Origin of the sequence: Corallococcus sp. NCSPR001 (genome assembly GCF_017309135.1) — a bacterium.
GTDB lineage: Bacteria > Myxococcota > Myxococcia > Myxococcales > Myxococcaceae > Corallococcus.
The window spans coordinates 5,130,304-5,153,485 of the sequence record NZ_JAFIMS010000002.1; the positions used below are offsets into that span (position 1 = coordinate 5,130,304).

A 23,182-nucleotide genomic window follows, 5' to 3' on the forward strand; every position below is an offset into this window, starting at 1 on the left:
GGCGGGAGAGCGGGCGGTGAAGGACTTCTCAGAGAAGATCTACCTGGACTTCCTGTCGGAGCTGGACGGGCTGGAGCGCTTCCGTCAGCGCTTCCAGGAGCGGCACCCGGCGGCCCCGTTGGATCGCGAGGACCCGGACGTGCGCCGCCTCATCGAGGCGATGGCGTTCTTCTCCGTGCAGACGCGGCACGCCACGCTGCACAACCTGCGCTCCACCTGGCGCCGGCTGTTCGCGGGCTTCTTCGACTTCCTGCTGGAGCCCGTGCCCGCCGCAGCCATGGCGCAGGCCGTGCCCACGGAGAAGATGGTGGAGCCGGTGCTCCTCACCCGGGGCACGGAGCTGCGCCTGACGCCCGCGGAGGGCGTGTCGGGCTCCTTCCGGCTCCAGCGCGACCTGCGCGTGCTGCCCATCTTCCTCAAGGGCACGGACGTGGTGCCGCAGGTGCGAAGCGGCCACCGGCTCATCCTCCGCTTCGAGTCCCGCTTCGCGCGCAAGGACGCCATCGACGTGCTCAGCCTGCACGTGCGGCACCTGGACGACTACCGCTCGTCGCTGGCGGTGTTCCACGCGCTGCGCAAGCACGTGAAGCAGGTGAGCGTCGTCTACGACGAAGAGGCGGACGAGCACTCCGTGGGCAGCCCCTGCGAGGTGTCCTTCAACCGGGACCCGCCCGCGCCGGATGACAGCGGCCTCTACGCGCACCCATTCCAGCGCCTGCGCGCGTTCTTCCAGTTCCCGGAGCAGCAGCTCTTCGTGCACGTGAAGGTGCCGCCGCCGCGCGGCAGCTCCTGGATGCGCTTCTGCCTCTGCCTGGATCTGGACAAGGACTGGAACGTCGGCCGCTCGCTGCACCCGGACTTCTTCCAGCTCTTCACCGTGCCGGTGGTGAACCTCAAGGCGGAGCCCGCGCAGGTGGTGGTGGCGGACGGCACGCGCGCGGAGCACCCCATCATCAGCATGAGCGCGGGGCGCGAGTTCACCCTGCACTCGGTGACGGGCGTCTTCGAGATGACCAAGGCGGGCCTGGCCCCGCTGCGGCCCGCGTTCCTGCCCGGCAAGGGCCCCAGCTACGAGGTGGACGAGACCTTCGACGAGAAGCTCGCGTCCCGGCAGAGCCTCATCGTGCGCATGCCGGAGGCCTTCACTGCGCCGCGGAAGATCGTATTGGAGGCGCTGTGGCACCAGCCGCAGTTCTCCGCGCAGGCGGCGGGCAGGGTGGAGGTGTCCATCCCGGGCCGACACATCGAAGGCCTGAAATGGCAGACAGTGGGCAGCCTCCAGCCCCACCGCGACAGCGTGCTACGGGATGATGTCGAGGCGTTGACCCAATTCCTCGCGTGGAAGGCCAAGCCCACGCTGGGCCGCGACGAGGTGGTCGCCCTGCTGGGTCACCTGGGGACCCCCGCGGAGAGCCCGTTCCGCCGCGTCCTTCCCTGGCTCAAGGAGTTGAAGTTCAGTGTCGTGCCCGACAGCGCGCTCAAGGGGTCGGGGATCCGCCACGCGTATGAAGCAGTGATGGAGCCCTTCGATCAGAGTTTCGAGCCTGTCGTCATCTGCTTTCTTGAGCAGCTGAGGGACCTGCTTGATGCTTGGAACAACGAGGCGACCGTTGATCTCAAGGCCTCGGTGGCGGGGCTGGGGCCGCTACAGCTTCCAACATAGACAAACATCCGTATGAAACTGGAGCATTGGAACGCACTCCTGGCCACGCAGCGTCGCGTGCGCCAGCTCCTCGACCGGGCGCTGCCCGCCGAGCCGGCCCCAGGTGCGCGCAGGCCCCAGGGCAGGGTGGGCCAGGAGGCGCTGGGCCACCTGGAGCAGGCGCTGATGGTGGAGCTGGAGCGCCTGCGCGCCGCGTTCGGCGCGGACATGCGCCCGGACGAGGTAGAGGATCTGATCCGCCCCTTCGTCTTCTTCCTGGATGAGTGGGTGCTCCGGCGGCTGTCGGACGCGGAGCAACATCTCTGGCCGCTCCTGCAGCAGAACCTGTTTCAGGTGGATGCGGGTGGAGACCTCTTCTACGAGTTCGTGGAAGAGAAGTTGCGTCGCAACGATACGCCCTCCATCGTCTTCGAGATGATCCGCTTCTGCCTGGCCGCGGGCTTCACGGGCCGCCTCGTGGGGCAGCCGGAGCGCATCCGCGAACTCAAGGACCGCATCTCGCAGCGCATCCCGCAGCCGGCCGCCATGGCGCCGCCCGCGCCGGTGGTGCCCTCGGCGGTGCCCACCGTCTATGACTTCCCGGTGCACTACTACGCCGTGACGGCGGCCATCGTGCTGGGGCTGCCCGTCTTCCTGTGGTGGGTCTCCAATTGAGGCCGTTCCTGGGACAGGACAACCGGCCTCCCGCGCCGGCCCCCAAGGCTCCACCGAAGATGCTCGCGCTGCTGGACGCGCTGGAGCAGCGGGTGGGAGCGGAGCTGGGGTCTTTGAAGGAGGGCGTGCAGCCGCTGCTGGACTCCGTGCGTGAGGGCCTGGTGGCGCTGGATCCGCCCGGGGACGGGATGCTGCCGTCGCCGCAGGAGCAGGAGAAGCTGCGCGCGAAGCTGACCTCCGCGCTGGAGGAGGCGGAGGACGTGCTGGAGGCGCTCCAGCTGGCCGTGAAGCCGGGCGGAAGGAGCGGCGGCTGACGTGGGCGCGCTCCAGTCCATGCTGGCGGCCTTGAAGGCCCACTGGGTGCTCGTGTTGGGCATCGTCGTGGTGCTCGCGGCCATTGGCGTGGGCGTGACGCTCTGGTGGCGCAAGCGGCAGCAGCGCGGCCCGGTGCTCGGCGGCGAGCAGAAGCCGCTCGGGTCCGGGCAGCTCCTGGCCATCCGCAAGAAGTTCCTGGCGAAGCTGCCGTGGCGTTTCCGCGCGTCCGTGCGGGACTTCCCCACGCTGGTGGTGCTGGGCCCGGCGGGCAGCGGCAAGTCGGACCTCATCGAAGCGGAGGTGGACTGGGAGCGGCAGCAGCGCCAGTTCATGCCCAGCTACACGGACGACCCGCTCCTCAAGGTGTTCCTGGGGCCGGAGGTCGTGGTGCAGGAGCTGGCCGCGCCCGTGCTGGAGGACGACTCGCTCCACGCGCGGCGCGCGCTGCGCCGGCTGTGGAAGGCCACCTTCGGGCGCCGGCACGTGGGCCGGGCCGTCATCGTCCTGAAGGTCAACTGGCTGCTGGAGACGTCTCCGGACGAGGTGAAGCGCGTCACCCAGCTGCTGCGCGGCAAGGTCAACCTCCTGTCGGAGGTGTGCCAGGCGCCCGTGGAGACGCGGCTGGTCCTCACGCACATGGACACGCTGGACGGCTACGCGGACTTCGCGCAGCTCTTGCGCAAGAACGGCGTGCCGCTGGAGCTGGAGGTGCCGCCGCCCGGCAGGGAAGGGGAGCTGGGCGAGGCGCTCCAGCCCATGGAGAAGTACCTGGCGCTGGGGCTCACCTCGCTGTCTCCGGACGCGTTCGAGCGGCTGGCGTCGTTCTATTCGCGCGGCGGTGAGGCCTTCGCGGCGCTGGGGCGCTTCGTGTCCACGCTGCTGGAGGGCGGCTCGCTGGCGTACCCGCTGAAACTCCGGCGCGTGTACCTGTCCTCGGGCGGCACGGACGCCCAGCCCACGGGCGCGCTGGCGGTGCAGGCGGATCAACCCGCGGAGCTGCTCGTCCGGGACTACCGCTGGACGCACCTGCGCCGGTGCGCGGCCATCCTCGCGGTGGGGTGCCTGCCGGTGCTGCTGGCGTACGCGCACTTCTACCGGCTGCTGTTGCGCGCGCAGGACAAGCTGGACGCGTTCCAGGTGACGGTGCAGCGGCTGGAGGAGCGCAACCAGAGCGTGTCCGGCTCCGTGGTGGAGTCCCAGACGAACGACGCGGTGCGGGCCATGGAGGACCTCTGGGGCGCCACGCGCTACTGGCCGCCCCTGACCCACAGCTTCACGGACGAGTGGGCGGAGCTGCGCTCGCGGCTCGCGCGCAGCATCCGGTTGTCCTACCTGAAGCCGATGCTGGAGAAGTGCCAGGACCAGTGCCGGCGCTGCGCGAGCCAGATTCCCGGCTGCCAGCCCGCGCCCGTGTTCACCGGCCGCGGCACCCGCGCCCTGCCGCTGGTCGCCCCGGCGGCCCCGGTGGATGACGGCTGCCACATGGAGACGCTGTGCCGGCCGGAGGAGGTGCTCTACACGCTGGGAGTGCTCTACTCCTCGCGCAACGAGGACCTGGGCCAGTTCGTGCTGCGCAGCGTGCACGGCACGCACAAGAAGCAGCTGGGATGGACGGCGGAGGCCTTCGGGTTGAGCCTGGCGGGAGATGACCAGGCGCCAAACTGGCTGAACGCGATGGGCCTGGCGGAGCCGATGGTCGCCAACTACGTCATCGCCAGCGACAAGCCCTTCGACGAGAACGTCCCCTGGACGCGCTGGCCGTACTCCTGGCTCACCCTGGACGGGCTGTTGGGCCCGTGGCGCGAGCACTTCACGCAGCTCCAGGACACGCTGGCCGCGAAGGAGCTGGACCTGGCCCGCTGGCGCGCGCTGGCGGACGACCGGGCGCGCCTGCGCGCCACGCTGGCGGAGAGCGCGCCGTACAGCTCCGCCCGCAGGGTGATGGACCTCATCAACGCGTCGGACGCGGAGCCGGACGCAAGCCAGCTCAAGGGCGTGGGCAGCCTGCTGGACTCGCTGGACTGGATGCGCCAGAACCGCCAGACGCTGGAGGCCATCCTGCGCATGGAGGACGAAACCGACGCCGCCCTGCGCGCCGCCGCCCGCATGACGCCCGCGGAGCTGCTCACCCGCGCGGACGGCCTCTTCGCCCCCAGCGACGGTGACGCGCGCTACCAGGTGGAGGTCCTCCGGCGCGACTTCGAGTTCCGTCCCATGGACGTGTCGCGGCAGCTGCTGGACAAGGTGCTGCGCTCGCTGAAGGAGACGGGCCGCACGCCGTTCGACAGCAACTCGCTCAACCCGCGCACGGGGGAGACGACGTCGGAGGTCGCCACCGAAGGGGTGGGGGACGACGAAACGGAGTTCGCCAGCGGGACGGCCCCGGTGGTGGGCAAGGTGCTGGGCAAGGCCGCCTTCGAGGCGCAGCTGAGCCCGCTGGTGGACGAGTTCACGGAGCGGCTCGCCAAGTCCAGCCTGTCGCGCGAGGAGGCCGTGGAGCGCGCCACCTTCGTGCAGGGCAAGGTGCAGACCTTCGCGAAGCGCTACGGTCAGGACCTCTACGCGACATACCGGGGCTACCGCTTCCGCACCACGCCGCGAGGCTCGCTGGCCAGCGACCTGTCCGTGCTGCTGCAGCCGTCCTCGCCGCTGGAGGCGATGCTGCGCGACGTGGCCACCCGCGCTGGCGTGGGCCCGCTGGAGAGCGAGTACTACGCGCCCATGCGCGACGCGGTAGCGCCCTTCAAGCCGGTGGTGCAGCTGATGACGCCGGACAAGAGCGGCGTGCTCGTGGAGCTGGCGGCCTACACCACGCTGGTGTCGCAGCTTCAGCAGGAGCTGTCCGGGATGAAGCCCGCGGCCGCGAAGCCCGCCGCGCCCGCCACTCCGGCGGCGCCCGGGGCCGCGGGCGCGACGGCGTCCTCGGCGGGCTCGCAGCTGGCGGAGATGCTGTCGCCGGTGGGGCGCGTGGCGCTGGGCATGCTGCTGGAGGAGGAGGACTCGTACCTGCGCCGGGTGGACGCGTGGCTGGATCAGCACGGCCTGGTGGGCGAGTTCCGGCAGCCCTTCCGCCAGCCCTTCATCATCGTGCGCAACCGGGGCCGCGCGGAGCTGGAGCGCGTCATCGCGGAGCAGTGGACCTACCAGGCCCGCCGCACGCTGGACCCGCTGGTGAAGCGCTATCCGTTCAACCCCAGCGCTTCGCAGGAAGTGGACCCGGTGGAGCTGGAGGTGCTGCGCCGCAAGGACGGGGCCTTCTGGGGCTTCGTCACGCAGGTGCTGGCGCCCATCGTGGAGGAGCGCGGGACGGACTGGACGCTGCGCTATCCGCTGAAGTCCCGGCTGCTCCTGCCGCCGCGCATGCTCGGCGCGCTGGGCCAGCTGGGCCGCCTGTCGAAGATGTTGTGGGACGACGAGGGCAAGCCCCGTCCCATCCCCATGCAGGTGCGCCCGCTGCCGCTGCCGACCGCGCCCACGCCGGACAGCTTCGTCACGCTGTCGTACCTGAAGTGCGGCGGGGCGGCGTCGTTCGGCTTCAACCAGCGGCCGGCGTGGGGTGAGTTCCCCTTGAGCTGGTGGAGCCCGCAGCCGTCGTCCATCGGCGTGGAGCTGCGCTCGCCTCAGCGGGATGGGAAGCGCTACCGCTCCATGGAGATGTCGGAGTCGTCGTGGAACTGCTTCCGCCTGCTGGAGTCCGCGACGCTGACGGATCAGTCCAACGTGGTGTGGGTGCTGCCGGGCCGCGGGCTGGCGGCGAACGAGAAGGTCCTGGAGATCAGCTTCGGGTTGCGCGGCGAGCCTTGGGCGCCATTCCGTGGGGTGGTGCCATGAAGGGCAGGAGCGTGAGGCTGGCGGCGGGGCTGGTGACGGCGGTGGTGGCGGGCAGCTGCGCGGCGCCCAGCCTGACGGTGAACGTCAAGGCCCCGGCGGGCACCAACCAGGGCCGGCCGCTGTACATGCTCATCCGCACGGTGTCGAAGACGTCGATGACGGAGGGCTACGCGGACGTCGCGGCCAAGGTCATCAGCCCGGACGAGTCCGTGCTCCAGACGGTGGTCATCTACCCGAGCCGCACGAAGCAGGTGAAGATCCCCCTGCCGCCGGAGCAGGCGGTGGCGGTGAGCTTCCTCTTCACCACGCCCAACGGCGCGTGGCAGGCGCTGCTGGACGTGCCGGTGCCCAAGACGGTGGACATCGAGCTGCAGGAGAGCCGCATCCGCACGGACCTGCCCAAGGGCGTGCCGGCCCAGGAGTCCACGCCGGCCGCGCCCGAAGCGCCCAAGGCCCCGGATGCCCCCAAGGCGCCCGAGCCCAAGATGTCCCTGGCCTCGCCCCTGTAGGAGCGGCGGCTCAGGACGCGAGCGCGTCCAGCTTCGGCCCCAGCGCGTTGAGCGCGGACGTCACCCGGCCGTTCGCCGCCGTCACCGGCTTCGCGAAGGCGCCTCCCTGGAGCTGGGTGCCAATCGCGTCGAGAGGGGAGAGGAGCTGCGGCTTCTGCCCCGTGGCCTGCGTGGAGACGGAGTCCACCTGCGTCTGGGCGCCCGACTTCAGGCCCTCCGCGCGCTGCTCAAAGGCCGCGAGCGCCTGATCCGCCTGGGACGCGAGCGACGTCTCCGCGCTGGCGCGGGCCGTCTCCAGTGACGTCAGACCGGCCGTCACGGACGACTGGGTGGTGCCCAGGTGCGAATCCAGCCTGCCCTTCGCGGACGTCACCTGGCCCTCCGCCGAGTCGCGCGCGGTCTGCATGGCCTGCACCGCCGCGTCGATGCCAGAGCCCACCTGCGCGTCCAGGGCCTCCAGGCGCTGGGGCACCTGCGTGTCCAGCGGCGTCACCCGGGCGGCGACCTGCTGCTTCATGGCCTCAATTTGCTGCACGCCCTGGTCCTTCACGGTGCCGATCTGCGTGACGGCCGCGGCGACGATCTGGCCCACCTGCGCGGTGGCCTGCTCGATGCCCTGGAGGACGGACTGGGTGAGCGTGCCCATCTGCGTCACGGCCTGCGTGGTGGCCGTGTCGATCTGCGTCTGCGCCTGCGTCTGCACCGTCTCCACCTGCGAGATGATGGTGCTCTGCACCGCCTGGAGCTGCGTGCCGACTTGAGACGACAGGGTGCCCAGCTGCGTGGTGATCTGCCCCACCACCTGGCTGATGCCCTGCACCGCGGGGCTCACCAGCGGCTTGGGCAGGTCCGCGGCCGGGATGGCGTCCAACAGGCCCATGGCCCGCTCCAGCAGCGACTCCAACGAGCCGACGATCTGCTGGAACAGGGTCTGGAGCTGCTCCAGCAATTGCGGCAGCGACTCGAACAGCGCCATCACCTGCTGCTTGAGGGCGCTGATGGTCGCGACCAGGGTGTCCAGCGTGGTGAAGGCCGCCTCCAGCGTGGCCTTCAGCGGCGCCTTGACGGTCTCCACCGCCGTGAGCGCGCCCTGGACCACTCCGTCGATGGTGCCGCTCACCGTGGTGATGGCCGTCTCCACCTGCTTCTGCACCTGGTCGATGAGCTGCTCCACCGCCGTGAGCTGCGCGGTGACGCTGGCCACCTGGCCGGCGATGGTCTTGCCCAGCGTGTCCAGCGCCCCGTCCGCCTGCGTCTTGCCCGCGGTTAGCGACGGGGCGACCTGGGTGTCCAGCGGATCCACGATGGCGGCCGACGCAGCCGCAGCGGCCATCAGCTGATCCACCAGCGTCTTGCGCTGGCCCTCTAGCGCGGACTGCTGCTGATGGTGGGTGTCCTTTGCCGTTGCGCCCGCGCCCAGGATCTCCTGGTGCAGCGTCTTCAGCGCGCTCACGGGGTTCTTCACCGCCCCATCCAGCGTGGAGGTGAGCTGGGTGCTCCGGCCCGTCGCCGCGTCGCGCGAGGTGGTCAGCCGCACCAGCACCGCCGCCAGCGCCGCCGCGATGGTGGACCCCACGCCCGTGAGGTCCTGCGTGAGCTGCGAGCGGGTCTGCTCGATCAGCGCATGGCCCTGCGCGCGGCGGGCCTCCGTCTCCTCCTTGGACCCCTTGCGCTTCGCGAGCTTCGCGTCGAAGGACTTCTTGTCCGCGTCGCACTGCTGGGCCACCTGCTGCTGGAGCGCGGTGAGCTGGCCCTGCGACGCCTCCGCGGACGACTTCGCCTGGGCCTCCAGCCCCTGGCTCTTCGCCTTCGCCTCCTGACCCAGCGACTCCGCGTTCGTGCGCGCCGTGGTGCTGGAGGCGGTCAGCGCCTGCTGGTGACCCTCCACCTCCGAGGCCAGCGCGTCGAAGCGGGGGGAGGGGTCCGCCAGCGTCACGTTCGCCGCGTTCGCCTGCGTGAGCAACGCCCCCAGCGACGCGCTGATGGAGGGGCGCAGCGCGACGACCTGTTCCACGACGCCCTGGGCCAGGGTCTCCACCTCGCCCTTCGCGGTGGCGAGGCGCGGCGTGATGCCGGAGCCGAAGCCCTCCACGGTTGCCTTGTGCTTCGCCACGGTGGCGCGCAGGTCGTTCATTTCAGCCCCGCGAGCGCGGCCTTGGCTTCAGCGGCGGCGCCGGAGAGCGCGCCCGTCTGGCCATCCACGCCGTTGAGCGCGCCGGTGAGTTGGGCGCGGGATTCGGCGGCCTTGCCCTTCACCTGGGCCTCCGCGGCGGCGAGGGCCGCGCCCGTCTCCTCCGTGGCCGCGTTCAGCTTCGAGTTCACCGCCGCCGAGGACTCCTTGTACGCCGCCGTCGCGTCGCTCACCGCGCCTTCCACGCCCGCGGTGAGGTCGCCCTTCGCCGTCTCCACCTGCGGCGTCACGTCGTACGTGGGCGTGGTGGCGGCGGCGCCGGGGTTCTCCTTCGTCTGGATGAGGAGGTGCCCTTCCGACAGGCGGATGACCTCCGTGTCGTTGGAGTTCACCCGCCCCAGGTTCCACACCGGCTTGTTGTCCTGGAAGTCGTGCGTGAGCGCGGTCTGGTTCGTGCCGTTCTTGCCGAAGAGGAGCTGATCGCCCTGGCTGTCCTGGGGCATGCGCACGCCCTCGCCCCAGTCCAGGAAGCGGTGCAGCGCCGCGTGGTCGAAGTGCAACGCCACCAGCACCCGCTCGTTCTTGTACGGCGGGAAGTAGAACGTCCCCGGGAACTCACCGGGCTCCGCTGGCACGCTCACCGTCTTGTTCCACAGGGGGATCGCCACCCGGTAGTTCGTCACGGACGTCTTCTGATCATCCACCTGGAGATAGATGCGGTCCGTGGCCTCGCCGCCGGGGCTGTGCATCTTGCCCTCGACGTAGATGGGGTAGCGGGGCGGCCGGTACGCGGGCAGCTCCGGCACCGGATCCGACTTCTGCTCCAGCAGCACGGACAGGGAGACCGTGTAGCCCTGCATCGTCTCCTGCTGCCCGTCGTGCGGACCGGCCTGGAGCCCCACGCCGTCGAAGGCCAGCTCCGCGACGCGATGGTCCTCTCCCAGGCCCGTGAGGTCCGGGCTCCAGCGGCCTCCGTCCAGTTTGATCAACGCCCCCGGGTGCAGCGCGATGGGCGGCATGTCCAGGAACGACAGCCGCAGCCGCCGCTTGCGCACGCGCAGGCGGCCCTTCTCCAGCGACTGGCGCTGCTCCGCCTCCGCCGCGATGGGCGTGCGCACCAGCATGTCGTGCTGGATGCCCGCCACCGCCTGGGACTGCTCCAGCGCCACCGTGGTCGCCCCGGCCCCGAAGCCGTTGAGCACCCGCGTGCTGTGACGGATGACGGGCGGCAGCTCCACGTCCACGCGCGACACGTGCTTGCCGCTGAGGCCGGTGACGGTGCCCGTGGCCGGCTTCTTCGCGGAGAAGGTGTACGTGTCCTTGGGGCTGTCGTAGGTGAGCACGCCGCCGCGCGTGTCCACGAACCAGAGGACGAAGTCGTAGAAGCTCGCGGCCGCGTGGTCGTCGCCGATGCCCAGGCACACCATCGCGTGCTTCTCCTCCAGCGCGTCCCAGTCGTACGTGAGCAGCAGGCCGCCGGGCTTGTGCGCGTCCAGCAGCTCCGACAGCTTCTTCGCCGTGTGCAGCTCCACCGGGCGGTGCTGCTTCCAGAGCACGCGCGCGGGGTCCTCGAAGGTGACGGTGTACTGGCGGAAGGCCACCGCCACGCTGTCCTTGTTGCCGTGCGCGGTGCCTGCGACGCGCTTCTCCGTGACGATGCCCTGCACCACCAGCGGCGTGGACGGAGGGTCGAAGACGCCGGACAGCGCCAGCCGCACCCGCACCAGGTCCGGCTTGCTGAACGCGGTGAACAGCGCCGCGTCCGCCTTCTCCAGCGCGGTCCAGAACGTCAGCTCGCAGCGGAAGCCGGTGGGCGTCATCCGCAGGGAGAAGTCCCGCACCTGGCCGCCCGGGATGGCGAACGCCTGCTCGCCCGCGGTGACGGTCAGCTCCAGCTTCAGCTTTTCGGAGAAGGGGAGCGCCATGCCGTGTTCACCGGGCCTTCGCCTGGACCTCCTCGCGGGTCAACGCGCCCCGGGCCTCCAGCGCGTCCATCATCGCGCGCATCACGCGCGCCTGCTGCGCCACCATGCGCTCCAGGTCCGCCACCTGCTGCGTGAGCGCCTCCACCTTCGACGCCAGCTCCACGTCGCGCACCACCGGCGGCGGCGTGGGGGGGCGCGGCGGCGCGGGGGCCTCCGCCTGCTGCGGCGGGGCCAGCTCGAAGGTGGCCTCGTCCATGCCGAAGGAGAGCGGCGTGGCGGCCGTGGAGGTGATTTCGCCGTGGTAGTGGTGCCGGATGGCGCGCTCGATGGAGGACGCCGTCGCCACCACGACCTGGAGCTTCTGGCCGGAGTGGAAGGCCAGCTCCTGGAGCGACTCCACGTTGGTCGGATCCGAAGTGGCCACGGTGAGCGTCTTGGTGGCGGCGTCGTAGGCGATGGGGAAGACGGTGTAGCGCTCGGCGATGTCCACGCGCAGCGCCTGGAGGGCGTTCGGTACGGGGACGTGCGTGTCCAGGTCCACGGTGGGGATGGCCAGCTGCCGGGACAGGGCGTGCACCATGGAGCTCTCGTCCACGACGCCCATCTGCACCAGGGTGAGGCCCAGCCGGCCGCCCCACTTGCGCTGCTCGGCGAGCGCCGTCCGCAGCTGGGTTTCGGTGAGCAGACCGGCGTCCATGAGGATCTCGCCCAGCCGCCGCTTGCGGTTGGGGCCCGGGCCGGGGGGAACAGAAGGGGGAGGAGTCACGGCCGGGCAGCATATCAGCGCCGGACACTCCCCAGGCCTTCGGTGGGTCACAAACAGGCCAGGGGGGCGGGGATGGGATAGCCTTCCCCCCATGGTGCGAAGCCGAAGCGTCCTATTCGCCGCAGTCCTCGTCGCCTTCACCGCCGGGTGTGCCTCCCAGCGCCTGTCCGGCGCGGACCTGGACCGGGTCCAGCGGCCCGCCTTCATCTCCCGCATCGAGGATGGCGCGGGGCCCAAGAGCAAGGTGTTCCAGGAGGACAGCGCGTACTCCGACAAGCTCAAGAAGCTGGAGCCCAAGGAGGCGGATCGCCGGCTCACCGTGAAGCTCCAGCAGGCCGTGACGCGCTTCGAGCTCTCCGAGCGCCTGCGCGTCACCACCCTGTCGCGCCTGCCGGAAGAGGCGCCCTGGACGGACGCGGTGGACCCCGCCCGGGTGGCCTCCGCGCTGGAGAGCTTCCTGGTGGAGGAGGTCCCCGCCAACGCCCCGGACTACGACTTGATGGCCCCGCTGGGCGCGGACACCATCGTGGAGTTCGTCATCCAGGACTACGGCATGCGCAGCGATGACGGGCACGCCGGGGCCTACCTCAAGGGGTACGGGCGCATGTTCCGGCTGGACGGGCGCTCGGAGCTGTGGCGCCGGCCGTTCGACCTGGACGCGGTGGAGCAGGGCGCGCAGCACCTGGATCCGTTCAAGGTCGGCAAGGAGCCGGAGCTGTTCCGCCTGGCCATGACGGACCTGCTGGACAAGGTGGCGGACATGTTCGTGAAGGACCTGACGCCCAAGAACCGCAAGGGCGCGGCCCCCTCGGGCAGCACCGCGCCGGACACCGTGCCCTCCGCCGTCACCCCGTCGCCGGCTCCCGCGCCCACGCCGCCCGAGCAGCAGCTTCCGCCGGGCGAGCTGCCGGATCCGGACGCCTAGAAGAGGGCGTGCTCGGCCAGCAGCACGCCCAGCCCCACCGCGAAGCTGATCAGCGTCACGGGCACCCCCACGCGCAGGTAGTCCACGAAGCCCATGCGGACCTTGCCGCGCGCGGCCTCGAAGACGATGAGGTTGGCCACGCTGCCCACCAGCGTGAGGTTGCCCGCGAGCGTGGAGCCCAGCGCGAGCACGTGCCACGCCAGCTCCGGCTCCTGCATGGCCGGCACCCACGCGCGCGCGAGCATCACGAAGGGCACGTTGCTGAAGAGGTTGGACGCCACGAGCGTCAGGAACGCGAAGCCCAGCGTCTCGCGCCAGGGCGGCCCGGCCATCAGCGGGGCGAACAGATGGCGGATCTCCTCCGCCCAGCCCGCCTTGTTCACCCCGTGCACGACGACGAAGAGGCTGGCGAAGAAGAGCAGCAGCACCCAGTCCACGCGCTCCAGGGCCTCGCGCGGCTCGTGCCCGGACAGGGACATCACCAGCACGCCGCCCGCGAGCGCGCTCCAGCTCATGGGCAGCCCGGCGAAGAACGCCACCACCACGCCCAGCAGGCCTCCCAGCCCCAGCGCGAGCAGCCGGCGGTCCACCTCCAGCGGGGGCGGGTGCGTGTCGAAGCGCGCGGTCGGCAGCGCCTTGCGGAACATGTAGAGCAGCGCCACGGCGACGACGGCGGTGGAGAGCACCGCGGGCAGCGCCATGTACGCGGCGAACCGCGCGTAGCCCAGGCCGGACGCGCCTTGAATCAGCATGTTCTGCGGGTTGCCGGTGAAGGTGGCCACGGAGCCGCTGTTGCTGCCCATGCACACCGCCAGCAGGTACGGCGCGGGCGGCAGGCGCGCGTCCGCCACCACCACCAGCACCAGCGGCGTGAGGAACAGACACACGGTGTCGTTGACGAGGAACGCGGACAGGAACGCGCTCACGAACGTCACGGCCACCAGGAGCAGCCGCGGCGTGTGCGCGACCTTGAGGGCCTTGGCCCCGGCGGCGCGGAAGAAGTTCGCCTGCGCCAGGTACACGGCCAGCAGCATCATCCCCAGCAGCAGGACGAGCGTGTCCATGTCGATGGCCTGCTGGCCCCGGTCCGCGCTGTGGCCGAAGACCTCCGCGGGCGTGACGACCCCGGCGACGACCATCAGCGTGGCGCCCAGCAGCGCGCCTCCGGGACGGTCCAGCTTGATGAAGGGCAGCCTCGCCCCGGCGATGAAGATGTACGTGAACAGGAAGATCGCGAGCGCCACGGGCGCGGGACACTAGGGTTCGCGACGCAAGCGCGTCGAGGTCCCCCGGGCCCGCCTGTCCAGCAGGGAATCGGGCCGGCTACTGTCGGGTGCGAATGTGGGTGATGGGCCCCCAAAAGACCGACGCGGGAGGTCCTGACGCGCGTTGTCCTTCCGGGTACACGTCTGTACAGTGGCCGGCCCTATGAAGCCCGAGAAGGAAACCGAGGCCTTCTCCGGCCCGCGCCGCACGCCGTGGTCGGGGGCTCGCGGGCTGGACGCCGTCCTCCAGGGATGGCGGACGGACCGGCAGGTGTGGCCGAACATCGTCCACGACGCAGTGACGCCTGCGCGCTCCGGCGTGTTCGCGCCGCTGCCGGAGGGGCTGTCCCCCCAGGTCCGGGACGCGCTCAAGCGCCGCGGTGTCGAGCAGCTCTTCTCCCACCAGGCCGAAGCCTTCGAGCGCGCCCGCGACGGGGAGAGCCTGGTCATCGCCACGCCCACCGCGTCCGGAAAGAGCCTCTGCTACAACCTGCCGCTGCTGGACCGCTTCGCGCGCGAGCCGGAAGCGCGCGCGCTCTACCTGTTCCCCACCAAGGCCCTGTCGCGCGACCAGGAAGAGTCGCTGCGCGCGTTCATGCGCGAGGCGGGCCTGGGCCACGGCGCCATCACCTTCGACGGTGACACGCCGGGGGACGCGCGCCGGGCGGCCCGGGAGCGCGCGGGCGTGGTGCTCACCAACCCGGACATGCTGCACACGGGCATCCTGCCGCACCACGCGAACTGGGCGCGGCTGTTCTCGAACCTGCGCTACGTCGTCATCGACGAGCTGCACACGTACCGGGGCGTCTTCGGTTCGCACCTGGCGAACGTGCTGCGGCGGTTGCAGCGGGTGGCGCGGTTCCATGGGGCTTCGCCCACGTTCATCCTGGCGTCGGCGACCATCGGCAATCCGAAGGCGCACGCGGAGCGGATGCTGGGGCGTGAAGTGGCGCTCGTGTCGGAGAGCGGGGCGCCGTCCGGTGAGCGCCGGGTGATGGTCTACAACCCGCCGGTGGTGAACGCGGAGCTGGGCATCCGCGCCAGCTATCTCAAGAGCGCTGTGCGGCTCACGTCGGACCTGGTGCGCGCGGGCGTGTCCACGCTGCTGTTCGGCCAGTCGCGCAACAACGTGGAGGTGATGCTCAAGTACCTCCGCGACCGGTTCGTGGAGGAGAAGCTGGATCCGTCGCTCATCCAGGGCTACCGGGGCGGCTATCTGCCGGGCACCCGGCGCGCGACGGAGGCCGCGATGCGCGCGGGCGAGGTGCGCTGCGTGGTGGCCACCAACGCGCTGGAGCTGGGCATCGACATCGGGTCGCTGGACGCCGTCGTGTGCGCGGGCTACCCGGGCTCGGTGGCGGCGCTGGCGCAGCGCTTCGGCCGGGCGGGCCGGCGCGGCATGGGGAGCCTGGCGCTGCTGGTGACGTCCAGCTCTCCGTTGGATCAATACTTCGCGGCGGATCCGCGCGCGCTCACGGGAGCACCGGTGGAGCACGCGCGGATTGATCCGGACAACGTGGAGATATTGGTCCAGCACCTGAAGTGCGCGGCGTTCGAGCTGCCCTTCGAGGAAGGGGACTCCTTCGGCGACGTGCCTGTGGAGAACACCACGGAGGCGCTGGATTTCCTCACGCAGCACCAGGTGGTGCACCCGTCACAGGCGCCGGAGGGCGGGCGGCGGATGTTCCACTGGTCTTCGGACGCGTATCCGGCGCACCACGTGTCCTTGCGCAGCGTGGGCTGGGACAACGTGGTGGTCATCGAGCGCGGCACGGACAAGACGCTGGCGGAGATGGACTTCCGCTCGGCGCACACGCAGCTGCACGAGCAGGCCATCTACCAGCACGACTCCGAGCAGTACCAGGTGGAGCTGCTGGACCTGGAGAACCACAAGGCCTTCGTGCGCAAGGTGGCGCCGGACTACTTCACGGACGCGATGACGAACGTGCGCGTGAGCGTCATCCAGGAGGACCAGGGCGCGCCGCTGGGGCCCTCGCTGCACGCGGGGCTGGGCGAGGTGTCCGTCATCGAGAAGGTGGTCGGCTACAAGAAGATCAAGTTCCACACGCACGAGAACGTGGGCTACGGCGACGTGCGGCTGCCGGAGATGCAGATGCACACGTCGGCGCTGTGGCTGACGGTGCCGGAGGCGGTGGTGCGAACGATGGACGCTCCGAGGCCCGCGGTCATCGACGCGCTGCGAGGCCTGGGGTCCGCGCTGCGCACGGTGGCGTGCGTGGGGTTGATGAGCGACCCGCGCGACCTGGGACGGACGCTGGGCAGCAAGGACGAGCCGGACGGTCCGCCGCGCAAGGAAGGCGGCGTGGGCTTCGATCCCACGCTGTTCCTCTACGACAACGTGCCCGGCGGCGTGGGGCTGGCGGCGCGGCTGTACGATCAGCGCGAGGAGTTGCTCCTGCGAGGGCGCAAGTTGCTGGAATCGTGCCCGTGCGAGGACGGGTGTCCGGCGTGCATCGGGCCGGCGGCGGGTGGGCAGCCGGGGAGCGCGCCGTCGGGGTCGCATCCGCGCAAGCGGCTGGCATTGGACCTGCTGGCGGCGCTCGGCGTCGCCGGGGTGCAGTGAGGAGCACGGGCGCGGCATGGACCTGAAGCGCAAGCTGTCCCGACTCACCAACGCGGGCCCCGGCAGTCAGGCCCGGGCGCCCGTGAACACCGTGGCGGTGGCTCCGGTGGTGGAGGCGCGCGCGCAGGACGCGGCGGCCGAGGCGAGCTCCCCGTCGGCCGTGGTGACCCGGGCGCACGAGGACGGCGCCGCGGCGGTAACGCACCTGGAAGAAGCGGGGACGACCACCATCGCGGAGGTGCTGGTCCAGGCGCTGCGCAAGCGCTTGTCGATGGACGGGGAGGGTGAGCCCGCCCTCGACGTGGAAGCGACGGACGGAGGCCGGGCGCCCGAGGCTGCGTTGGAGAACGTGCTCACCGCGCGGACGGAAATCTCCGACCGCGAGGCCACTCGGGCGGAAGGCCTCGTGGACCTGCGCGAGGAGGCGCGGCGGCGGTTCGCGGCGAAGCGGGGCGGCGCGGTGGACGGCCCCGCGGATGCACGGGTGGAAGCGCTGCGCCAGATGCTGTCGTTCTGGGCGGAGCGTCAGGGCACGGCGTCCGCTCGGAAGGCGGTGGCGCCGGTTCCCGAGCCGCGCGCATTGCCGGTGGAGGCACGGGCGACGCCGCACGGCACGGTGCACGTGGCCGAGCAGGTGTATTCGCCGGACCACCGCCACGGCACCGCGCCCGTGGCGGCGGCGCTCGACGTGGAGGCGCGGCTGGTGGCGGGGCTGGCGCTGCATCCGGAGCTGGAGTCGGTGGACTTCACGCGGATGCTGATGCTGGACACGGAGACGACGGGGCTCGCGGGCGGCACGGGCACGGTGCCATTCCTGGTGGGCCTGGGCTGGTTCGAAGGCCGCTCGATGCGTGTGCAGCAGCTCTTCCTGAGGCGCATGGGAGAAGAGGCGCCCATGCTGCGCCTGCTGGCCGAGCGCATGGCCTCGTCGTCCTGCCTCGTCACATACAACGGCAAGAGCTTCGACTGGCCACTGCTTCGCACGCGCTTCGTGCTGAACCGGGTGCCGGTGCCGAAGGAGCTGCCGCACCTGGACCTGCTGCACTGCGCGCGGCGCGTCTTCAAGCACCGGGGCGAGGGCGCGCGGCTGGTGCACCTGGAGTCCAAGGTGCTGGGGCATCACCGGATTGGGGACGTGGACGGTTCGCAGATCCCGGAGCTGTACTTCCGCTTCCTGCGAGGCACGGACGGTTCGGAGCTGGTGCCGGTGCTGGAGCACAACCAGAAGGACATCCTGCTGCTGGCGGCGTTGATGGGCGACCTCGTGCGCCGCTTCCAGTCGGAAGGCACGGAGCAGCAGGACCCCCGCGACCTGTTGGGCTTTGCGCAGGTGGCGGAGAGGGCAGGGGACGCGGCGCGGGCGCTGACGTTCGCGAAGGCCGCGGCGGAGAGCGGAGGCCCGGTGGGAATTGAAGCGCTGACGCTGGCCTCGCGCCTCTGCCGCCGCTCGGGGGACTGCGAGACGGCGGTGGCGCACTTGCAGCGGGCGCTCACGTTCGCGAAGCCCGGGCAGGGAGCGGTGCTGCACCTGTCCCTGACGAAGCTCTACGAGCACTCCCTCAAGGACCTGCCCCGGGCCCTGTACCACGCCAGGCTCGCCGCCCCCGTGGAGTTGCCCGAGGACCACCAGCTCCGCATGGAACGCCTGGAGCGCCGCCTGTCGCGTCAGGGCGCCTGAGCGTCAGGCGTTCCCGTGTCGAGCAGGGCTCCGGCGTCTCGGGAGTCCATGAAGGGCAGGGGATGCGGACGGTCCGGGTCGAAGGACGGCGAGACGCCGGGGTCGGCCTTCTCCATGACGCCGCCGTCCGCGACAGGGACGTACGGCTCCATTCCATCCAGGAGCCGGCGCAGGATGCGGCCATCACGGCTGATGGCATACCGCCCCCCTGAGTCGAGTCCCGGCCGGGACCCGACGCATGCCAACGGGTCCACATCAATGCGAACGAAGACAATGTCTTCACTCTGGATGACCCTGAAGACATGCGAAGTGCGCCGTTCGGTGCAGGGCATGTCAGGCCGGTCCGGAGGCAGATAGTCGTCCGCCGCCAGGGTCAGGGCGCGGAGTACGGCTCCATCCAACACGACGGGCTGGTCGGCAGTGCCGACCTGGAGCGGCGCCTGTTCGAAGAACTGCGGGAAGACAATCGAACGGTCATCCTCCACCGGGTCCGTGCCCGCCACGAACGCACGTGCACACCCAGCGGCGACGAGTCCCAGCAGCAACAATGACGCGCTTCGCTTCATCTTCCGCGCTCCTTCATTTCGCGCTGGATGCGATACCGCTCGCCGTCCAGCCACTCCACGCGGCCGATGATCTGCCGACCCCATCCATCATCGCCCCGCAGCCATCGCAACAACTCTCCGGTTGCGGGGATGTACTGGAAGAACCCATCACACGGAGGGTGCTCCAAGCCATCGGACAAGGAGAAGAAAGCGACGATGGAAAGGGGAATCTCGCCCGCGTGCGTCTTCACGGACACACCATGCTCGATCGCCATGTCGACGATGAACCGGATGTCGCGGTCCGACAACACGTTGTCGTAGGGGTGGTTGTGGAGGACGAAGACGTAGCCCAGGCTGTTCGGGGCATAGCGCGCGTCGTCTACGCTCGACGGGAGGTCGCAGGTGCGCTTCTGGGGATCGTCGTGCATCGCTCCCGCGGCGAGCATGCTCATCTCGTACTTCCGGTCCGGCGTGTAATACAGCCATGCGCAGTACTCGCGAGAGAGGCGCCAACGCAGCTGGAAGTTCTGCCCGGTCGGTCTACCCGCGGTGGCTTGCGGCTTGCCGAGGATCAGGGGACACGCGGCTTGCAGTGCGTCCGAGAACGAATCGAATGGTCCGAAGGCGGGCAGGGGGCCCGGGATGCTCGCAAGCGGAGCCCCGTTGGAGGCCTGAACGACGCCCGGGATGGGACGTGGGCCTCCGCAGCCCAGCGCAGGGATTGAGAGCAGCGCGACAAGGGCCGCCTCACGGCAGCGCATCACGCAGGCGCGGGAACCACGAGACGAGCAGCCGCTGCGTGCCCAGCTTCACCGTGGCCCGGCCCCATTCGCCGTCGATGAAGACGCGCTTCTTGCCGTCACGCTCGTAGGTGCGTGACGGCACTCGCGCCCGGACCAGCACCGCCCCGTCCGGATACGCCCCGGCCCGCCGCTGCGCCTTCGCGAACTGGAGTGACGCCTCCGGACCTTCCACCTGCTCGATGACCGCCTCCAGCGGTTGGGGCATGTCCGGCATCTGGAACTCCAGCGTCATCCCCGGCGCCAGCTCCGGCCGGTAGTCCTCCGTAAACAGCACGTGGAGTGAGGGCAGGACCCTCCGGTTCAGCAACGCCGCCACGGGCTGCCCGGCCTCCATCTGGGCCCCCTTCGTCACCGCCACCCGGCCCACCAGCGCCTCCATCGGCGCTACCACCTCGGTCGCCCCCGACGCCGTCTCCAGCCGTGCCAGCACCTGCCCGGCCTTGACCTGCTCGCTCAGCCCCACGTCCACCGACACCACCCGCCCCGCGGTCGGGGCCGGAACGTCCACCCATTCCCCCTGCTGGAGCATCACCGGGCCTCGCGCCGTCCGGTCCACCCGCACCATCCCCGCGAACACCCCCAGCGTCACCACCGCTCCCACCGCGCTCAAGGCCCACGCCCGCCGTGAAAAGCGGGACTCCGGCTTGGGGGAGGAGGGGACAGGTGACGGAGGGGATTCGGGCCGTGGATCCATGCGCGCAACAGGATGATCCATCCCGGCCTCTCCGCGCCAGGACTGGTTGGAACGAGGGATTCACCGCCAGGCCTTCAACCGGATCCCCGAAACTTGACGGACCTGCACGCCTGCTCGCCCTACAGGGATGTATCCCTGCATCGTCCCGGGGCGCCTTGTGCCATGCTGTGCGCGCCTCGTGGATTCCTCCTTCCTCAAATTCGGGTCCCTGGTCCTCGCCGGCCTCCTCGCCCCGGGCGCGTTCGCGGCTGAAACGACGCGCGAGGAACAGGTGCGCGCGGAGCTGGAACGCCAGCTGCGCGACATGGTCCCCGAGTCCCCCTCCGAAGTGCAGGTGCTCTTCGCGGGCTTCAAGCCAGAAGACGGCTACCGGCTCGTGGAGACCGACTTCCTCCTGGATGGTGAACCGCTCGCCGTCCCGGGGCTGGACGAGCTCAACGCGCCCGGCGTCCACCGGCTCGCGAACCTGAAGGTCGAACCCGGCGAGCACACGCTCGTCTCGCGCGTCACGTACACCAACGGCTCCTGGAGCCTGTTCAGCGAGACCAACGGCTTCCTCTGGAAGATCACCGCCTCCGTCGGCTTCCAGACCCAGCGCGGCCTGCGCGTCGTGGTGAAGGCGTCCCCCAGCGTCGTGCCCAACGCGCCGGATCCGCGCCTCAAGCTCAAGCTCACCCACGCCGTCACCGCGGAGATGATCCAGCCGCTGAAGGACGAGCCCGCCGTCGTCACCGCGACCCCGCCCGTGAAGCCCGCGCCCGTGGATGCCGGCGCCCCGGTGAAGGTCGCCCAGCCCACGCCGCCGCCGGACGCGGGCGTGAAGCCCACGACGACCGTCGTCTCCGTGACGCCGCCCGTGGAGCGCCCGCCGGTGGCCGCCAGCCGCCTGCGCCTCCAGGTGACGTCGAAGAAGCCCACCCACGCCACCGCCTTCGTGCGCGGCCCGGGCGAGCCCCTGAAGCTCACCGTGCCCGGCAAGAAGCCGCAGGACGTGCCCCTGTCCGCGGGCGAGTACACCGTGGACCTCATCGCGGATGGCTTCCTCGCGCAGACGCGCCAGGTCGTGCTGGCCGCCGGGGCGGACACGTCGCTCGCCTTCGCGCTGGTGCCCGCGCCCAAGGCCGCCAAGGCCGCCAAGGTGCAGGAGGGCCGCATCGAGCTGCCCCAGCCCCTGAGCTTCGAAGAGAAGAAGCCCATGCCCGCCAAGGCCGCGCTCACCGGGCTGGAGCTGGCGGTGGACCTGCTCGTGCGCGACCCGAAGGCCCGCCTGCGCGTCGAGGGCCACACCGACTCGCGCGAGGTCCCTGAGCCCGCGCGCCAGAGCCTCTCCGACGCCCGCGCCCGCGCCGTGGCGGACATGCTGATCCGCGCCGGCGTGGCCCCGTCCCGCGTGGAGGCCGTGGGCCTGGGCGACCGCAGCCCCAAGGCCCCCAACCTGATTCCCCGCGGCCGTGAGCTCAACCGCCGCGTGGAGCTGGTGCTGCTGCGCCCCTGAGCCTTGAGGTTGCTTCAGGGCTCCTCTAGCGTCCCGGGCGTTCTTCGCCAAAGGGACGCGCGATGCCTCGCTACGAGTTCACGGAAGGCAGCTCCAGCAAGTTCTGGGAGATCACCCTGGAGGGCACCACGCTGACCAAGCGCTGGGGCCGCATCGGCACCGACGGCCAGGAGAAGGTCGAGGAGTTCGACTCCAAGGCCGAGGCGAAGAAGGCCTACGACTCACAGATCCGCGAAAAAGAAGGCAAGGGCTACGCGCTCGCCGACGGCGGAGAGGCCACCGCCGAGTCCGCCGTCAACCCGGACCTGGAGGCCGCCATCCTCGCGAAGCCCGACGACGTGAAGGGCTATCTCGCGTACGCCGAGTGGCTCAAGGGCGAGGGAGACCCGCGCGCCGAGCTGATCCTCCTCCAGCACTCCTCGCTGGAGGCGCCCGCGGCCACGCGCAAGAAGGTGGCGAAGCTCATCGAGGACCACGCCAACGAGCTGCTGGGCGAGTCGCTGATGGAGGCCGTCTCCGACGAGACCCTCAAGCTGGAGTGGCACCTGGGCTTCATCCGCGAGGCCCGCCTGGGCCAGGTGGACTACGACTCCTCGGCGAACATCCCGGACCTGCTGGCCGAGCTGCTGGCCCACCCGTCCGCGCGGTTCCTGAGCCGGCTGACCCTGGGCATGGCCAACTTCGACGGCGAGAACGATTACGACGAAACGCTCGAAGTGCTGGCGAAGGCGAAGCCCGCGCCGCCGCTGCGCTCGCTGTTCATTGGCGACTTCGAGTTCCCGGACGAGACGGAGATCTCCTGGACGCAGGTGGGCGACCTCAAGGCGCTCTACAAGGTCTACCCCCAGCTCCAGGAGCTGCGCGTGCGCGGCGGGGAGATCGGCTTCGGGAAGATCGACCTGCCGGAGCTGCGCTCGTTCACCGTGGAGACCGGTGGCCTCCACCAGGGCGCGGTGAAGGAGATCGTGAAGGCGAAGTGGCCGAAGCTGGAGTCGCTGGAGGTCTGGTTCGGCCAGGAGAACTACGGCGCGAGCGGCGGGGTGAAGGACCTCAAGCCGCTGCTCGACGCGGAGGGCGTGCCGGCGCTGCGCAAGCTGGCGCTGCGCAACTCCGAGTTCACGGACGAGCTGTGCGCGGCGCTGCCCAAGTCGAAGATCCTCGCGCAAATCGAAGCGCTGGATCTGTCCATGGGCACGATGTCCGACGCGGGCGCGGACACGCTGGCCCAGAACGCCAAGGCCTTCGCGCACCTCAAGACGCTGGACGTCACCCAGAACTTCCTCACGAAGGCGGGCCAGAAGACCGTGGCCAACATCGCGAAGTCCGTGGCGAGCGGCAACCAGCGCGAGCCCTACGACGAAGAGTCGCGCTACGCCGCGGTGGGCGAATAGCCCGCTTC

Annotated in this window: 17 protein-coding genes; 10 read left to right on the forward strand and 7 right to left on the reverse strand. The window is 70.6% G+C overall.

All coding sequences use genetic code 11. The features are described 5' to 3' along the window. Positions 1 to 16: 16 nt before the first annotated feature. From JYJ93_RS22865 to JYJ93_RS22885, 5 genes are read left to right on the forward strand one after another with little or no spacing between them, the layout of a single operon-like run. Complete coding sequence (locus tag JYJ93_RS22865; RefSeq protein WP_206794620.1) at positions 17 to 1,663, forward strand: type VI secretion system baseplate subunit TssF; 1,647 nt, start codon at positions 17 to 19, stop codon at positions 1,661 to 1,663. A gap of 12 nt (positions 1,664 to 1,675) precedes the next feature. After that, positions 1,676 to 2,317: a DotU family type IV/VI secretion system protein gene (locus tag JYJ93_RS22870; protein ID WP_206794622.1), complete on the forward strand. Its 642-nt coding sequence runs from the start codon at positions 1,676 to 1,678 to the stop codon at positions 2,315 to 2,317. Further along, positions 2,314 to 2,631, forward strand: coding sequence for a hypothetical protein (locus JYJ93_RS22875; protein ID WP_242543899.1), 318 nt, complete (start codon positions 2,314 to 2,316; stop codon positions 2,629 to 2,631). The genes JYJ93_RS22870 and JYJ93_RS22875 overlap by 4 nt, the downstream gene beginning before the upstream one ends. 1 nt (position 2,632) lies before the next feature. Next, positions 2,633 to 6,463: a type VI secretion IcmF C-terminal domain-containing protein gene (locus JYJ93_RS22880; protein ID WP_206794624.1), complete on the forward strand. Its 3,831-nt coding sequence runs from the start codon at positions 2,633 to 2,635 to the stop codon at positions 6,461 to 6,463. After that, positions 6,460 to 6,972, forward strand: a complete 513-nt coding sequence (locus JYJ93_RS22885; protein ID WP_206794626.1) for a hypothetical protein — start codon at positions 6,460 to 6,462, stop codon at positions 6,970 to 6,972. The genes JYJ93_RS22880 and JYJ93_RS22885 overlap by 4 nt, the downstream gene beginning before the upstream one ends. A gap of 10 nt (positions 6,973 to 6,982) precedes the next feature. Here JYJ93_RS22885 and JYJ93_RS22890 read toward each other — a convergent pair whose 3' ends face one another. From JYJ93_RS22890 to JYJ93_RS22900, 3 genes are read right to left on the reverse strand one after another with little or no spacing between them, the layout of a single operon-like run. Further along, complete coding sequence (locus JYJ93_RS22890) at positions 6,983 to 9,106, reverse strand: hypothetical protein (protein ID WP_206794629.1); 2,124 nt, start codon at positions 9,104 to 9,106, stop codon at positions 6,983 to 6,985. Further along, positions 9,103 to 11,028, reverse strand: a complete 1,926-nt coding sequence (locus JYJ93_RS22895; RefSeq protein ID WP_206794630.1) for a hypothetical protein — start codon at positions 11,026 to 11,028, stop codon at positions 9,103 to 9,105. Before JYJ93_RS22895 ends, JYJ93_RS22890 begins: the two co-directional genes overlap by 4 nt. Before the next feature lie 7 nt (positions 11,029 to 11,035). Continuing rightward, complete coding sequence (locus JYJ93_RS22900; RefSeq protein ID WP_269012421.1) at positions 11,036 to 11,794, reverse strand: general secretion pathway protein GspE; 759 nt, start codon at positions 11,792 to 11,794, stop codon at positions 11,036 to 11,038. Positions 11,795 to 11,885: 91 nt separating this feature from the next. Between JYJ93_RS22900 and JYJ93_RS22905 the strand changes: the two genes are divergently transcribed. Then, positions 11,886 to 12,719: a hypothetical protein gene (locus JYJ93_RS22905; RefSeq protein ID WP_206794632.1), complete on the forward strand. Its 834-nt coding sequence runs from the start codon at positions 11,886 to 11,888 to the stop codon at positions 12,717 to 12,719. On the opposite strand, the gene JYJ93_RS22910 is transcribed toward JYJ93_RS22905, so the two are convergent. Continuing rightward, positions 12,716 to 13,963: an SLC13 family permease gene (locus tag JYJ93_RS22910; RefSeq protein ID WP_206794634.1), complete on the reverse strand. Its 1,248-nt coding sequence runs from the start codon at positions 13,961 to 13,963 to the stop codon at positions 12,716 to 12,718. The genes JYJ93_RS22905 and JYJ93_RS22910 overlap by 4 nt on opposite strands. Positions 13,964 to 14,147: 184 nt before the next feature. Here JYJ93_RS22910 and JYJ93_RS22915 point away from each other — a divergent pair, with 184 nt between their 5' ends. Together JYJ93_RS22915 and JYJ93_RS22920 are read left to right on the forward strand one after the other, a co-directional pair. Further along, positions 14,148 to 16,568 (forward strand): DEAD/DEAH box helicase, encoded by a 2,421-nt coding sequence (locus JYJ93_RS22915; protein ID WP_206794636.1) that lies wholly within the window; start codon positions 14,148 to 14,150, stop codon positions 16,566 to 16,568. A 16-nt stretch (positions 16,569 to 16,584) separates the two neighbouring features. Beyond that, positions 16,585 to 18,246: a ribonuclease H-like domain-containing protein gene (locus tag JYJ93_RS22920; protein ID WP_206794638.1), complete on the forward strand. Its 1,662-nt coding sequence runs from the start codon at positions 16,585 to 16,587 to the stop codon at positions 18,244 to 18,246. Here JYJ93_RS22920 and JYJ93_RS22925 read toward each other — a convergent pair. The 3 genes from JYJ93_RS22925 to JYJ93_RS22935 all read right to left on the reverse strand — a co-directional run bounded on the left by JYJ93_RS22925 (position 18,234) and on the right by JYJ93_RS22935 (position 20,195). Beyond that, entirely contained in the window at positions 18,234 to 18,812 is a 579-nt protein-coding gene (locus tag JYJ93_RS22925; RefSeq protein WP_206794640.1) for a hypothetical protein, read from the reverse strand. The genes JYJ93_RS22920 and JYJ93_RS22925 overlap by 13 nt on opposite strands. Continuing rightward, positions 18,809 to 19,243, reverse strand: coding sequence for a hypothetical protein (locus JYJ93_RS22930; protein WP_242543900.1), 435 nt, complete (start codon positions 19,241 to 19,243; stop codon positions 18,809 to 18,811). Before JYJ93_RS22930 ends, JYJ93_RS22925 begins: the two co-directional genes overlap by 4 nt. Positions 19,244 to 19,538: 295 nt before the next feature. Then, positions 19,539 to 20,195 carry an acetyl-CoA carboxylase biotin carboxyl carrier protein subunit gene (locus JYJ93_RS22935; RefSeq protein WP_269013131.1) on the reverse strand — a complete coding sequence of 219 codons (657 nt, stop codon included), beginning with the start codon at positions 20,193 to 20,195 and terminating at the stop codon, positions 19,539 to 19,541. A 271-nt stretch (positions 20,196 to 20,466) separates the two neighbouring features. Between JYJ93_RS22935 and JYJ93_RS22940 the strand changes: the two genes are divergently transcribed. Continuing rightward, complete coding sequence (locus tag JYJ93_RS22940; protein ID WP_269012420.1) at positions 20,467 to 21,783, forward strand: OmpA family protein; 1,317 nt, start codon at positions 20,467 to 20,469, stop codon at positions 21,781 to 21,783. 62 nt (positions 21,784 to 21,845) lie between these two features. Next, on the forward strand, positions 21,846 to 23,174 hold the full coding sequence (locus JYJ93_RS22945) for a WGR domain-containing protein (RefSeq protein ID WP_206794646.1): 1,329 nt from the start codon (positions 21,846 to 21,848) through the stop codon (positions 23,172 to 23,174). Positions 23,175 to 23,182: the final 8 nt, after the last annotated feature.

Coding starts and splice junctions, on each gene's coding strand:
- JYJ93_RS22895 (WP_206794630.1), bottom strand. CDS start 11,028: ATGGCGCTCCCCTTCTCCGAAAAGCTGAAGCTGGAGCTGACCGTCACC.
- JYJ93_RS22890 (WP_206794629.1), bottom strand. CDS start 9,106: ATGAACGACCTGCGCGCCACCGTGGCGAAGCACAAGGCAACCGTGGAG.
- JYJ93_RS22930 (WP_242543900.1), bottom strand. CDS start 19,243: ATGAGCATGCTCGCCGCGGGAGCGATGCACGACGATCCCCAGAAGCGC.
- JYJ93_RS22905 (WP_206794632.1), top strand. CDS start 11,886: ATGGTGCGAAGCCGAAGCGTCCTATTCGCCGCAGTCCTCGTCGCCTTC.
- JYJ93_RS22870 (WP_206794622.1), top strand. CDS start 1,676: ATGAAACTGGAGCATTGGAACGCACTCCTGGCCACGCAGCGTCGCGTG.
- JYJ93_RS22945 (WP_206794646.1), top strand. CDS start 21,846: ATGCCTCGCTACGAGTTCACGGAAGGCAGCTCCAGCAAGTTCTGGGAG.
- JYJ93_RS22885 (WP_206794626.1), top strand. CDS start 6,460: ATGAAGGGCAGGAGCGTGAGGCTGGCGGCGGGGCTGGTGACGGCGGTG.
- JYJ93_RS22915 (WP_206794636.1), top strand. CDS start 14,148: ATGAAGCCCGAGAAGGAAACCGAGGCCTTCTCCGGCCCGCGCCGCACG.
- JYJ93_RS22925 (WP_206794640.1), bottom strand. CDS start 18,812: ATGAAGCGAAGCGCGTCATTGTTGCTGCTGGGACTCGTCGCCGCTGGG.
- JYJ93_RS22920 (WP_206794638.1), top strand. CDS start 16,585: ATGGACCTGAAGCGCAAGCTGTCCCGACTCACCAACGCGGGCCCCGGC.